The organism is Fuerstiella marisgermanici, from assembly GCF_001983935.1.
In the GTDB taxonomy this organism is placed as follows: Bacteria; Planctomycetota; Planctomycetia; order Planctomycetales; family Planctomycetaceae; genus Fuerstiella; species Fuerstiella marisgermanici.
The window spans coordinates 8,850,001-8,863,051 of record NZ_CP017641.1 but is presented as its reverse complement, the minus strand read 5'-3'; the positions used below and the strand labels follow the sequence as shown (position 1 = coordinate 8,863,051).

Annotated in this window: 13 protein-coding genes (1 of these 13 cut by a window edge); 5 read left to right on the top strand and 8 right to left on the bottom strand. The window is 54.8% G+C overall.

Annotated features, from left to right (window positions below):
• Nucleotides 1-392: 392 nt before the first annotated feature.
• Nucleotides 393-1,178 carry a hypothetical protein gene (locus Fuma_RS33600; RefSeq protein ID WP_077027967.1) on the bottom strand — a complete coding sequence of 262 codons (786 nt, stop codon included), beginning with the start codon at nucleotides 1,176-1,178 and terminating at the stop codon, nucleotides 393-395.
• A gap of 1,033 nt (nucleotides 1,179-2,211) precedes the next feature.
• Nucleotides 2,212-3,051 carry a hypothetical protein gene (locus Fuma_RS33585; protein ID WP_077027964.1) on the bottom strand — a complete coding sequence of 280 codons (840 nt, stop codon included), beginning with the start codon at nucleotides 3,049-3,051 and terminating at the stop codon, nucleotides 2,212-2,214.
• 230 nt (nucleotides 3,052-3,281) lie between these two features.
• On the opposite strand from Fuma_RS33585, the gene Fuma_RS33580 reads away from it, so the two are divergent.
• Nucleotides 3,282-4,511 carry an ISL3 family transposase gene (locus Fuma_RS33580; protein WP_077027963.1) on the top strand — a complete coding sequence of 410 codons (1,230 nt, stop codon included), beginning with the start codon at nucleotides 3,282-3,284 and terminating at the stop codon, nucleotides 4,509-4,511.
• On the opposite strand, the gene Fuma_RS33575 is transcribed toward Fuma_RS33580, so the two are convergent.
• Nucleotides 4,499-4,918 carry a hypothetical protein gene (locus Fuma_RS33575; protein ID WP_145944520.1) on the bottom strand — a complete coding sequence of 140 codons (420 nt, stop codon included), beginning with the start codon at nucleotides 4,916-4,918 and terminating at the stop codon, nucleotides 4,499-4,501. The genes Fuma_RS33580 and Fuma_RS33575 overlap by 13 nt on opposite strands.
• Nucleotides 4,919-5,111: 193 nt before the next feature.
• Here Fuma_RS33575 and Fuma_RS33570 point away from each other — a divergent pair, with 193 nt between their 5' ends.
• On the top strand, nucleotides 5,112-5,648 hold the full coding sequence (locus Fuma_RS33570; RefSeq protein ID WP_145944519.1) for a hypothetical protein: 537 nt from the start codon (nucleotides 5,112-5,114) through the stop codon (nucleotides 5,646-5,648).
• A gap of 13 nt (nucleotides 5,649-5,661) precedes the next feature.
• Here the strand turns inward: Fuma_RS33570 and Fuma_RS35555 are convergent, their stop codons facing one another.
• On the bottom strand, nucleotides 5,662-5,838 hold the full coding sequence (locus tag Fuma_RS35555; protein WP_158521220.1) for a hypothetical protein: 177 nt from the start codon (nucleotides 5,836-5,838) through the stop codon (nucleotides 5,662-5,664).
• A gap of 399 nt (nucleotides 5,839-6,237) precedes the next feature.
• Here Fuma_RS35555 and Fuma_RS34525 point away from each other — a divergent pair, with 399 nt between their 5' ends.
• The 3 genes from Fuma_RS34525 (at nucleotide 6,238) to Fuma_RS33555 (ending at nucleotide 8,571) form a co-directional block, all read left to right on the top strand.
• Nucleotides 6,238-6,705: an HU family DNA-binding protein gene (locus Fuma_RS34525; RefSeq protein ID WP_083732685.1), complete on the top strand. Its 468-nt coding sequence runs from the start codon at nucleotides 6,238-6,240 to the stop codon at nucleotides 6,703-6,705.
• Between the two features lie 169 nt (nucleotides 6,706-6,874).
• Nucleotides 6,875-7,102, top strand: coding sequence for a hypothetical protein (locus tag Fuma_RS33560; RefSeq protein ID WP_083732505.1), 228 nt, complete (start codon nucleotides 6,875-6,877; stop codon nucleotides 7,100-7,102).
• A gap of 188 nt (nucleotides 7,103-7,290) precedes the next feature.
• Nucleotides 7,291-8,571, top strand: a complete 1,281-nt coding sequence (locus Fuma_RS33555; protein ID WP_077027960.1) for a hypothetical protein — start codon at nucleotides 7,291-7,293, stop codon at nucleotides 8,569-8,571.
• A 25-nt stretch (nucleotides 8,572-8,596) separates the two neighbouring features.
• Here Fuma_RS33555 and Fuma_RS33550 read toward each other — a convergent pair whose 3' ends face one another.
• From Fuma_RS33550 to Fuma_RS33535, 4 genes are all read right to left on the bottom strand, one after another.
• Nucleotides 8,597-9,946, bottom strand: coding sequence for a hemolysin family protein (locus Fuma_RS33550; RefSeq protein ID WP_145944518.1), 1,350 nt, complete (start codon nucleotides 9,944-9,946; stop codon nucleotides 8,597-8,599).
• Nucleotides 9,943-10,530, bottom strand: a complete 588-nt coding sequence (ybeY, locus tag Fuma_RS33545) for an rRNA maturation RNase YbeY (RefSeq protein WP_077027959.1) — start codon at nucleotides 10,528-10,530, stop codon at nucleotides 9,943-9,945. Before ybeY ends, Fuma_RS33550 begins: the two co-directional genes overlap by 4 nt.
• 6 nt (nucleotides 10,531-10,536) lie before the next feature.
• A complete protein-coding gene (locus tag Fuma_RS33540; RefSeq protein WP_158521219.1) occupies nucleotides 10,537-12,777 on the bottom strand; it encodes an HD family phosphohydrolase in 2,241 nt (746 codons plus the stop codon).
• A gap of 242 nt (nucleotides 12,778-13,019) precedes the next feature.
• Nucleotides 13,020-13,051: the end of a PhoH family protein gene (locus tag Fuma_RS33535; RefSeq protein ID WP_229360803.1), read on the bottom strand. It continues 1,027 nt past the right edge of the window; the window shows 32 of its 1,059 coding nt (coding positions 1,028-1,059); its start codon lies off the right edge, out of view; it ends in the stop codon at nucleotides 13,020-13,022.

The following is a 13,051-nucleotide window of genomic DNA, read 5'->3' as shown; positions in this document are numbered from 1 at the left end:
ACAATCAGTCGGCGTTGAGTTCGATGGCAAGAAACGCAAGTACCATTCTCGTAAACCGTGTTAAGGGCGAGAGGCGCAGCTGACTCTGAATTTCCGTCTGCCGACAAGCGTCATAAATCCCGCTGGCATCGCCGTCGGATTGCGCATTCGTCGCCATAGCGGACGAAAATGGGGACACGACTCAATTGGAATATTGGAATAATCGAGCTGCTCCCGTTTCACCGTTCATCCGTTCGGCTTATCGAAATCAGACCTGACGCTGGCGTTTGGCCAGTCTTGCTTGGGGGCATCGTCGCCAGTTGGGGCACCGAAGGGGTGTTTCCCCAGCACCACGTTAAACAACGAGGCCTGCCCCTTTGATGCTTCCTGCGCTCCCGCTAAATCTCGGGCTCTTACAGCCCCGAACGCAGGCGATTTAGCGGGTTACTACTGCGTTTCTCGTCTTGGTCAGCCCGCCAAACCTGGAGGCGGCGATAGGTATCCAGCTTCAGATCCCAGACGACCCGATGCGACAGCCGCAGAACCTCTTTCCGCCGTTCATCGCTGGGAGATTGGACGAACTCGCGCAGCTTCGCGAGAAACTCCTGAGTCAGCCTGGCGGAGGTTTCATCCGTTCCGGGTGTGGCCGCAAGCTTGTCGGCCTCATCCAGTTTTTGAACGACGCCCGGATCCTTCGGCGCAGCCACGACAATAGCGACATTCGAGTAGGCTCGCATGAGCGGTTCATTGTGAAAGTCGTGAGGATCTATCCGCAGCGCTGCCTGCAGCGCCTTGATCCGTTTTTTGGCGGGCAGCAGATCAACCGGTTGATCCGCGTTCGTCCAGCCTCGCACCTCTTCGATCACTGCCAGGCATTCGTTATAGACGGATACTTCAGTTTCGTGAGGGCTGGCCTTCTTCAGATCTTCCAGATCACGTTCGATGCCTTTGACGTTCTGAGGAGAAAATTTCTGCGTGGTGGCATAGTGAGCCGTCATCTCATCCAGTCTACGAACCGCTGCCATCAACTTCAGCGCCGCCGACCCGACACCGCTGTCTGTCACAGGATCCTCCGGAATCGGCTGCAGGACCGTCTCAGTTTCTGGCGTGGAATCCGGCGCTTCGACTGACTTCGCAGTGTCGTCCCCGTCAACGCAGCCAACGAAGAACAGAAGTAAAACGATGATGTGGTTTCTCATGGTATTGATAGTGTTCCTTTGGCGTGGCACGGTGACATCCTGTCTAAGACAGATTCCTCAGACGACAGCGAAGAATTACACGATCAAAAAAGCGATCCGGCAGGTCAGCCTTCTTTAGTCACTGTCCGGCCTTCGCCGTCATCCTCGGGGTCGGCCCATTTGGGCAACCCGCAGTGCAGGCATTTCCGTCCGAAGCTGTTTGACATGTACCAAGTCATGAAGAAACGCTTTCCGCACTGCGGACACTTCCAATACTGACACACCATCCAGGAAATGAAGCAGACGACCATTGCCGGCAGGCCGAGGACGGCCACGTAGGGTTCAAGGGCTGCACCAGGCAAGTCAAACCGGCAGCGGAAATAAATGAGTCCAATTATTCCAGGACACAACAGAAACGTCACGAAACACAGTCGCTGCGCGAAACGGTATTGGTGCCACGCGTCCTTCCGTTTGCCCAAAAGTTCTTCCATTTGTTTTTGGTTGATATCGAGGAAAGATCAGATGGAGCAGGTGTCTTTCGTTTCATTCTTGTCGTGACTAATGAATCAAAGCGACCCCGAGGGAATCGAAGGGGCGTTTTCATGACACCAAATTAAACAAGGAGACCTGCCCCTTTTGATCATTCCTGATGCTTCCTGCGACGCAATTTGAACTATTGATCTGCGTCCCCTTTGTTTCGCTTGTCCCATGTGTTCCCCTTCAGTTCGTGTCCGCCTACTTGGTAAACCAATTGAACGATCCTATACGCCAATTTATTCGCTGCTCTAGCAAATGTCCTCCGCAACAAACTAGGTTCTTGCGGTAGTATAACGAGCAAGTGTTCATCGTCCCTGAGCTCCAGACGCGGCAACGCTGCCGACTCTGAAATCTCAACAAAAACGTAATCTCCGTTTGCGATAACGGTCCCGCAAAAAACGCAATGATTTGGCAGCGGCTCAACCGCTTCCACACTCCAGCCCTCGGTGAAAAGGGTAGCCTGCCACCGAGAGTAGAATTGATCGGGGACAACAAAACTTCTAGCTGGCATTGAGTTCTACCTGTTTATCATTGCCATTCGGAGTGCGCGTAGCATTGTTGTGAAACAATTCGCACCAGGTGTGGTGTTTAGAACCGACGAAGGAAATAGAATCGGAATCCCAGTCAACGCCCCGCTACCCGGCAGGCTTTGAATCATCGGCAGGGCGCTTCGGCCTGTTATTCCATATCCAGGAATCCAATGATACGTCAGTGGTGTACCCCGCACTGTCACCTGCCATGCCCAATGTGTCCCCCGTGGTGCCCAAAGAACACTAAACGTCTCACCACCGGTGGCTGGCCACGCCCACACCGCGGCTGCCGCGAGCAACGAACCTCCCGCATAATTACCCATCGGCTGACCAAGCTGAAATGCGTCTTCGTGCCCGTAATATGAGCCGTACTGCGTGAAATCAAAATAATCAAATGTGACCACATCAGCCGTTTGGTTGATGGCACCGAGAACGCTTTCGAAAGCCCTGCCATCCCAAAAAGTATCGCTTAGCGCCGGAAAAAACCAAGACATCGTCCAAGTCCCGCTGTCGCCACCATACCATTCCTGCTGCTCAATCGGATCACTGGCCGCTGCAGCACCGGCGTTAGAATCAAGGCCGTCGAGGTCAGACTGAGTGGCTCCGGCAGCGAGGGCTTCGTCAGTGAGGTCGCCGAGAATGTCGGTCTGCACGTCGATCTGGTCTTGCAGATACTTCTGCTTGTCAGGATCGGTTTCTAACGCCAGAGCCGCCTTCAGACGTTCCAACTGAGTTTTACGGTCGAGGTATTCGGCCAGGATGTCGTCGAGTGTTCTTAAATTGTCCTGGAACGGCCCCTGCGGCGTTTCTTCCAGAATGATGTTCACGGAATCGTCGTCGACGCCGTCGCCCGAATACTGTTCGGTGATTCGGTGGATCGGACCGTCGTCATCCGGATCAACGTCGTCGCCGGAATCAGCCGCAGGTGTGTTGCTGCCGGACTCGTTGTCATCGGCTTCACTATCGAAACTGTTGCGATAAATCTCTGCGATGACGTAAGTATTGGGTCCATCCGGGTTCTTTGTGGGTGAGGCGTTAATTCGTTAGTTTTCGTGGGATGCAGGGAACAGACTTTTACGAACAGATTTTGGGACTGACGGGGCCGTGGTTTGTGGCGGACGTTCAGCTGGATATGGAAGCTCAACAGGTCGACGTTTTCGTCGAACATGGCGAGGGCGAAACTTTTTGCTGTCCGGATTGCGACAGGCAGCTGCCGTGCTATGACCACACGAAGTCTCGCCAATGGCGGCATCTGGACACGATGCAATTTGCGACCATCCTTCATGCCCGCACGCCTCGCGTGAAGTGTCCCGACCACGGAACCAAACAGATCAGGCTTCCCTGGGCGGAAAAGAACAGCCGCTTCTCATTGTTCTTTGAACGCTTCGCCATCGACGTTCTTCTGGCCACACAAACCGTGAAAGGGGCGTGCAGCATTCTGGGGATCTCATGGGATGAATCGTGGCACATTCTGCAGAAGGCGGTGGCTCGCGGGAAGGATCGCAAACAATCGAAGAACCTCCCTCGAATCGGCATCGACGAGAAAGCCTTTCGAAAACGACACAACTACGTCACGCTGATCTATGACTTGGACAAGAGCACTGTCGAAGCGATTTCCGATGGTCATGACACGGCAGCCGCTGATGCCTGTTTCGATCAGCTTTCCGACAGTGAAAAGCAGTCTGTGGAGGCGGTTGCGATGGACATGAGTGCCGCATACGTCAAGAGCACCAAAGGCAACATTGCATTGGCCGAACAGAAGATTGTGCACGACCGCTTTCACATCATGAAGCTGGCAACCGAAGCCGTCGACAAGGTCCGTCGGTCGGAGCAGAAGAAGCTTCGCGCCGAAGGCGATGATCGATTGACGGGAACTCGGTATCTGTGGCTTTCAGGCCAGGAGAATCTCAGCGAAAAACAGCAGGAACGCTTTGATGCCGCATGGAAGGCAGAGTTACTCACGGGCAAAGCGTGGGCCTACAAGGAGATGCTGCGAGACCTCTGGGTTCATGACACTCCGGCAGAGGCCACGACGTTCTTCAATGACTGGTACAAGCGAGTCATCCACACAAAGCTGGAGCCAATGAAGAAAGTCGCTCGCACGATCAAAGAACGCTTAGCCAATGTGGTGAGCTACTGCACTCACGGAATCACAAACGCCGTCGCCGAAGGAATGAACAGCAAAATCATGGCCATCAAACGAAGAGTCGGCGGATACCGAAACCGCGACAACTTCAAAACCGCCATCCTCTTCTACTGCGGAGGACTCGACCTCTACCCACAATAATCCCGGATGGACCAAGTATTGGAAGCTCCGTCGACCATCCAGTGTGTTTCTTCAGACGCTGAAATGTTCGTATTGAATTTGCCTTCGTTGGTCACGCCGGCATCGTCGCTGCCCAGCACGACTCCCGAATTGTAACTGGAACTGGAATCTTCCGTGTATGTCGTGACAGTTCGCTCTGTATAGTTGTAGTCCGGATTCTGAATGTCCTGTGAGTACCAGACAGTCAGGCTGTTGTCGACCTTCTTTGACGTGCTGCCGCTGGAACCGGTGTCCAGCGACGTACCTTCGGTCCCCGTTTCAAAGCTGAAGTGGCTGTCTGAGGTTTCCTTGCTGATTTCGGAGGCCGCTTCATCCCGATAGCCGCGAGACAGCGGATCGTGAGAATAGCGGTCTTTCTTCTCGAACACTTCGTTCCTGTTATTGGTGCTCGAACTGTTTCTGCCGATCGACAACCTCGCTCCGTTTGGCTGATCACCAATCAGATCTGACGCGGGCGTCTGGCCAGGCGCACTGGGGGCATTGAACGAAACGACACCCTCGGCGGGTGAGTTCGTATTGCCGCCGTTGCCTACAGCGCTGCCGTCTGAAGTGTCGTCATCGGTGGACGCACCCAGCGTGAAACTGAAGCCGCTCGAATGCGAACCGGATGTGGAATTGTCGATGGAAATTTTCTCGGACTCGTCCGATTCGTCGCTTTCCGAACCAGACGATGTATCGAGATCGGCCTTTGTTTTCGTTTTCGAACTGTCGCCCGCAAAGGCCGCGATTGCGAGGCTGCACGAACCGACGATCGAACCGGTCGATCACATTGCTTTTGCCGACCTGGACAACCTTCGAGGCGTGTCGTGGTTTGAGGCCACTTATGTGCGCGATGTGAATTTCGATTCACAGGGGGCGACTTCAGCAGCAGAACGGCGGATCGTGGAGAAATTTGCCGCCAATCTGGAACTGCTGGAAGCGGCGGCCACAAAGCAGACTGTTCCCGTTATTTCAGTCGCGGAATTCGCAGCCTACACCAAACGCCGCCTCGCAGAAGGTCGCGGCTTTCCGACTCGATGGGTGAAAGACGCCAACCACATCCAACCGCCGGATTGCCTTCTGACTGGCGAAGGCCTGCGTATGGTCGAGCAACGCTAGCCTGCGGTTAATCTCATTCGGGCTGAGGTTCGGCCTCGACGGATCCCGCCGCTGCCGCTGAGCTGCCTTCGTCCGCCGGTGCGACGGATTCCGAAGCTGGTGGAGCAACTGACCGTTTCTCGCTGCATCCGAACACAAGCAAGCTGGCTGCGGAAGCCACAATCGCCAAGGCGATGCTGCGGTGATTCATGGATTATTCCTTAACTTGTTTTTGCAGAAGGGGTTGCGCCCTGCGAAAGGGAGGATTGCGGTGATGTTGCTGCTTGGGGGAGCTACATTTCAGCGGATGAGTCGTTGCAATCTCGCCCGAGTCTGCGGGTTATACCGATTTTTTCTAACAAATTGAGTTTGCAGGTCCGATAACGAAGGTGTGTGAACGGTCTGCGGGTCGGGCTCACGAGATCTTTGACAACTTAATCTGAATGCATGAACTGTCGGAAAAACGGTGCCGAGGTGGCTGTTCGCGGATGCCTCAGTAGCAGCGGCTCAGACAAGGCCCTTGACAGTAAGTCTATAGTAACCATACAGTTGAGTCATTCTGACGGTTGCATTTTTAGGCCCTGAAAGACCTTTCTCGGAGACTTTGGTCGTGACCAAGAAAGAGATCGTGAAAGCAATTTCTGAAGAGTTGGGGTTAACTCAGCTTAAGACGAAGGAAATTGTTCAAAAGACATTCGACGCAATCGTTGAGACTCTGGTCACGGACGGTCGAATCGAACTTCGCAACTTCGGCGTGTTCGAAGTAAAGAAACGAGCGGCTCGAAAAGCTCGCAATCCAAGAACCGGCGGGCAGGTGGAAGTCCCTGCCAAGTTTGTAGTTACGTTCAAACCGGGCAAGGAAATGGAAGAACGAGTGCTGCAAATGGAAGAGGCTGAGTTCGCTCGCGAACAGGCCGAACGAGCTGCCGCGGCTCAGGTTGAAATTCGCAACCCCAACGGCCTGCCACCGCTCACTGAGCAACGACCAACTGGCAGCCAAAACGGTCCCGGCAGCATATCCCAGGAACCAATCTACCGCCCACCCAGCGGCCCGGCTCCGTTTAAACACGGCGGTTAGCGGTCGTTGTTGTCACAATGTGTTTCATGCCTTCAGGTTAAGTTGTCAACGACACACCTCCGGCTGCGGTCGGATCGACACACTTACCAGAAAACGACGGAATCAATGTCACCTGCAACGCGTGGAAATCTCCACAGCAGGTCGTGAGCCGAGTCCACGGAAGGACGGGATGATGACACTTCGAAAACGACTTCTTGTTTGTCTTATGCTGCTCTGCACGTCCGTCAACATCGGATGTGCGCTGCCCATTTGGCATCCATCCCCGGACATTCGTGCCCGGCAGTTGATTTACTCATCCGAGAGCATGCGGCATATCCCAGAGATCTGGGAACGCATCTGGGGCCTCGAACTGCCCGACCTGGCAACTCCATACCGAGTCCACGGCGGCGTGATTTAGCCACCTGCCTCTCCGGTTGCGAATAGAAAAATCAGTCAGCCGCTTCGTGGATTGCGCGAAGCGGCCTGGCTGCGTTTGGGGCTGAGACTGGTCTGGATGCCACTGGGCGCTGGGTGGTATTCTCCGGCGGATTTAAGATCTGAAATTTCAGACCATGGCACGAAGGCCGTCACGGACAGGAATCAGGGATGAGAGTTTTCTACGCAGTCGTTTGTAGCCTGGCTATCCTCAGCACGCCCGCTGCAATTGCGTGTCCACTGTGTCTCGCTCCGTCGCAAACGTGGTCCGAAATGATCGCGGCGTCGGACATCGTGATGCTCGCAGAACTGGCGACGATCGACGAAGGATCTGACACTCAGCGACCGTTTGCCATCTTTCAGATTCTTGACGTCCACAAAGGTAAACAACACGTCGCCAAAGCGAAGACCATTTGCATTGACGACTACGTGTACGGAAAAAAGGGCGACCACTATCTGATCAAGGCCGCCTTTACAGACGCGGATACTCCGCAAATCATGGAAACGTTTGCCACAGCGGCCCCGGTAGCACCAGACAAGGCAACCACAAAGGTTAGAAAAGTATCGGCCACTTCCGAGGATGTGACGAAAAGCAGTAGCACGCCGGCCAAGGTGCTGACCTGGGATTCTCCCGAACCCGTCACGGCCGCTGCATGGCAGTATGTGACTGAAGCTCCGGAACCGGAAATCGAGTCAATTGATCGGCTAACGTACTTCCTGTCGTTTCTGGAGCACGCCGATGGACTAGTCGCTGCGGATGCGTGGGGCGAATTCGCGAAGTCTGAGTACGGCGACATCAAATCGCTGAAAGACTCTTTCGACAACGAAAAACTGCGTACCTGGATTGCGGACGCCGCAACCAGCCCGGAACGCCTAAGTCTGTATGGACTGATGCTCGGGATGAGCGGCACAGCTTCGGATGCAGAATTCCTGCAACAGCAAATTGGACTACCGCAGGGTGAGGATCTTCGTTTCGGCTGCGAAGGTTTGATGGGCGGGCTGCTGGTGTTGTCTGGTGAGAAAGGGCTGACCTTTCTGGAAGATTCCCGTCTGAAGAATTCGGCCGTGCCCACTTTCGAAGTCTACGCGGTCGTTCAGGCGGTTCAGTTTTTGTGGAACCACGAACCGGAAGCGATTGGCAAGCAACGCTTGCGACGAGCCATTCACCCGCTGTTGCAGCGTGAAGAGCTTCGAGAAATCGCCATCATCGATCTCGCCCGCTGGGAAGACTGGACACTGGTCGACAAATTGTCCGGCGTGTACAAGAGCTGCAAAGCCGATGACGAGCGAACGACGCGAGCGATCGTGGGCTATTTGTTGACTCTGGACAAAGCGAGTGAAGCCGGGGATGAATCGGCGATGCAGGGGCGGGATGCGGCGAACAAACTTCTTGAACACATTCGGTCTGAGAACAAGCGGCTGGTCAAGTTGGTAGAACGCCAGCAACGCTGATTCGCAATCGCTTTCAGCTGCCCAACTACGCACTCACTGCCTGATTCGGGTCGACAGCTGGCGGATTGGTATCGCCTTCAATGCGAAGTCGAATCAGGCGACGCTCGTCGGCTTCCAGAACGGTCAGCTTGATGCCGTTGCAGTAGTGTTCATCACCAGCGACTGGAATACGTCCGAAACAAGCGAGCGCAAAACCGCCGATCGTGTCGAATTCTTCGTCCTCAGGAAAGCTGTAGCCGAACTCTTCGTTCAGGTCGTCAAGGTGATATCGAGCGTCGACTTCTGTGCAGCCTTCGGTGTGCGACTTCCACAGTGTGTCGTCGTCTGAATCATATTCGTCCGAGATTTCACCAACGATCTCTTCCAGAATATCTTCCAAAGTCACGAGTCCGGACACACCGCTGTACTCGTCCACAATGACCGCCATGTGAACTTTTTGTTGCCGCATGGCCTCAAGCAAATCACCGATGCCCTGAGATTCGGGCGCATAAAGCACATCGCGGGCGATGTCATGAACCGTGCGGGCATCTTCTGAATCAACACCATTGTTGTCGTTCGCTTCTGAGGCGTAAGCGAGCAGGTCGCGGACGTACAGAATGCCGACGATGTCATCAATACCTTCACGAATCACCGGCACGCGCGAAAAGCCATTCTGCAGCATTTCTGACAGCGCGGCAGCCAGGCGTGTGTCTGCCGGGATTGTGACCATGTCTGTCCGAGGCGTCATAATTGCGGCCACGTCTTCCGTCTGCAAATCGACAACTCGCCGAATCATGGTTGATGTGCTGGAGTGAATCACGCCTTCGCGCTGGCTCTCGTCCACAACGGTCAACAGTTCTCCTGTCAGCAAACTCGCAATCTGCTCAGAACTTGGTTCCGGTACGCCAAACACGCGATGAACCATGCGGTCCATATTGACCGCGAAATGCCAAACCGGCGTCCCCAACTTTCCAGCGACAGAAAACAGAGGCCAGAAGTGGTACAACAGCGCTTCGCCACGGACTCGAGCAATCGTCCAGGGAAGCAGGACGAATAACAGCCCGCCCGTCAGGACGATAGCTGAGATGCGACACAGCCACAAAACAACGATTGGCCAGTCGGCGGATTCAGGCGGCAGGAAGGACTGAAAATACGGACTGGAAAACGCAGCACTCAGGCTAAGACACCCCGTCAACAGCAGCAGCAATTCCGACAACAGAAGCAGCTTATGGTGGTTCTGAAGAATGGCACCAAAGCGTTTTAGTTTGCGATGTTGTCGGCAGATTTCTTCCAGACGGCTGCGAGAAAAATCGCGTAGACTGAAGCACGTCAGCGTAAGAAAAACAAAAAGCAAGGTCAGTGCAAGGCCGAAAACAATCGGCAGCAACGCGCTCACGAACAGCCCTCCGAAGTGCTTTCGCTGATCGCACAACGGGATTCAGTCGCCCCCGGCGGCTCGTCACCCCGATCCGTTCCCGTTCCGCCATTGTCGCCAGGGTACGACGGTGACAGTCCAAGCCCATTCAGAATGCAACGTTCGCGCGATCGCATGATTTCCTTTTCACTCGGCGACAGATCATCGTAGCCGCAGATGTGCAGCATTCCATGAATCACGTACAGTGTCAACTCGTCCTGCAGAGTCCAGCCGCAGCGGGCCGCCATTTCTTCAGCGTAGTGTCGGCTGACAACAATTTCTCCTTCAATCGATGCGTCTGCTGATCGCCCGGTTGTCACGACAGGTGGTGTGGCGTGATTTGGCGACGTCCAGTCTAACTGAAAGCTAATCACATCCGTGGCGTAGTCGTGCTGCAGATGTTGTCGGTTCAGACGATGAATTTCGTCGTTCGTCACGACACTCACACTCAGCACGGCACTCGCCACCTGCTCCACAGCAAGAGCATGGCGGAGAGCGGCTTCCAATTTTGCGAGATCCACATTCTGACCACTTGTCGAATCGGAAATATCAATTTCAAACGACATGGGAGATCACGCAGTTTTCTGGTCTGGATACTTCACGCGGCCATGGTGCACCGCCAGCAGCGATTTCACCAGCGACTCCTGGACCGTCCGCAGTTCCCGCATGGTCAGGCCGCATTCGTCAAACTGGCCGTCCAAAACGCGTTTCAGAGTGATCTCTTTCACCAGCGACTGAATACGTTTGGGGGTCGGTTCGCTTAACGTGCGGCTGGCACTTTCGATGGCGTCCGACAACATCATGACGCCCGTCTCTTTGGTTTGAGGTCTCGGGCCAGGATAGCGGAAGGTTGATTCGTCGGCGTCGGTGCGATGGTCTTCGTCCGCTCGGTTGGTGGCTTCGCGAAAGAAGTACTCCACCAATGTCGTCCCGTGATGCTGCTCGATAAAGTCAATAAGTTTGCGAGGCAGGTTGTGCTGTTCGGCCATTTCCACGCCGTCTTTGACGTGTCCAATAATGATCAAAGCACTCATCGCAGGAGCCAGCTTGTCGTGAGGGTTCTCGGCCCCTGCGGCCATGTTTTCGATGAAGTAGTCCGGCTTCACCATCTTACCGATGTCATGAAAGTACGCGCCAACTCGCAGCAGCAAACCGTTTGCGCCGATCGAATCTGCTGCGGCTTCGCCGATGGTCGCCACGGTGATCGAATGGTTGTAGGTCCCGGGAGCTCGCCGCGCGAGTTCCTGCAGCAGCTCGTGCGACACGTCTGTGAGTTCCAACAAACTGATGTCGGTCACAATCCCGAATGCCGATTCGATAAACGGCAGACTGCCATGGACGATGAAACAACAGACGAGCGACCAGCCGGCGAATTTCAACGCGACGATTAAAATGGAAGGATGGATCCATGCATCAGCAAAATCGAGTGACTGCATGGCTGAGAAACCCCAGACGCTAAGAAACGCGACCGCAGCCAGCAGAAAGCCCAGCTTGATGATGACCGATCGCGATGAAATGCTTCTTAACGGGATCGGGACAATAAAAGACAGCAGCATTAACACGGCGAAATGAGACAACTGGCCGACGGTCGACATCGTTATCAGAATCGACAGGCAGAACCCTGTTAGAACGGCCAGCAGCTGGCTATGCACGATGGCAATCGTCATCACTGCGGCCAGCAGTGGAATGACTTCGGCGCGCCACGGGTCGCGACTGACAATTCCACTCAGTAAAACCGCCGCGGCGCAGATGACAACCAGAGCTACAAGTTGTCCGGTCTGCTGCAGCAGGTGTCGTTCGTTGCGACAGATGTAAACTCCATACAGAACCACCATCATCGTGATCAGCAACGCCGCGCCGGCGACTCGTCTTAGTCGGCCGTTGAAGGTCGTATGTTCTTCATGAGCACGGTGTTCAACCGTCAGTACATCAAGTTGCTCAAGCTGTTCTTTTCCGATCAGAGTTCCTGGCGACACCAGAACTCTTCCTTTGCTGAACGAATTGTACTGCGGTTCCACCAGGTTGACCGCCTCACGTCGCCGTTCCTCTGTCAGGTTCGAACTGAACGACATTTGCCCTTTCATCCGATTCTTCAACCATGCTTCAACCGCTGGGCGAATCTGGACGAGGTTTGGAAGGGTGAGCCAGGCACTGCCAAACCGTCCCGTATCCAGCAACTGGTCGGCCAGAATGATGTCCGTCAACAGGTTGTAGCTGATTGCTCTGCCGTCCGTGCCCACAATTTCGATCGGCATCTGCGGCTGGTGTTCTTCCTTCGACAACTCGCCAACTGTCAGTGCATCGCTGTTGAGAACGCCGACGGCCTGAGCTCCACTAAGCAGCGCCGAAAATTCCTGGGCCATTCGGTCAACGCTGTCCGCGACCGGTGTCTCGGAATGAGTAATCGCCAGACGGACCTGATCGAATCGAGTGCTGGGCGAAGTTCCCTTTTCAACATCGCTGGGGATTTCGGTCTTAAGCTGGAAGGCGTCGACGACTTCCTTCGGCAGCTTCGACAGCGACTTTTCGTTCGCAATCGCAGAAAGGTCGCTCTTAAACTTCGCGGCAATGTTGTCCAGAACCGTGTTGTCCTGCACAAACACCAGTCGCGCGTTTTCTTCCGCCTCAGACTTTGCCTGACGAGTCGCCAGCAGGTCTTCGATCTGAAAATCGACTCGTGCCTGGATACCGGCGGATGACACCTGCCCCTCACGATAAGGGAAGGGCGAACTCCAAGCGCGAACCGACAATACCAGGCTGATAATGGCCAGCATCGCGACCAACAACAGCGTAAGGACCTTGTAGTCCTGCAAGCTGGATCGGATCTTCTCCCAGACCGATCGGGACGGGCGAAAGACACGCGTCTGTCGGGCGCGACGTGCGCCAAAGAATGGCATAGTTTCAAAGCCGACGGAGTTGCGTCCGCCGCGCTGGTTGGCTCGAGTCGTGGATCCGTTCCAAAGGCCGCCGTGCTCACTTTGCTCACGACGACGTCACCGAACCCCTAACAAAACCTGCGTGGTGCGTTACCCAGGTTTTGTTAGGACTTCGACGCCTATGTGTCGGAATCGTCCGCTTCGTACGCCG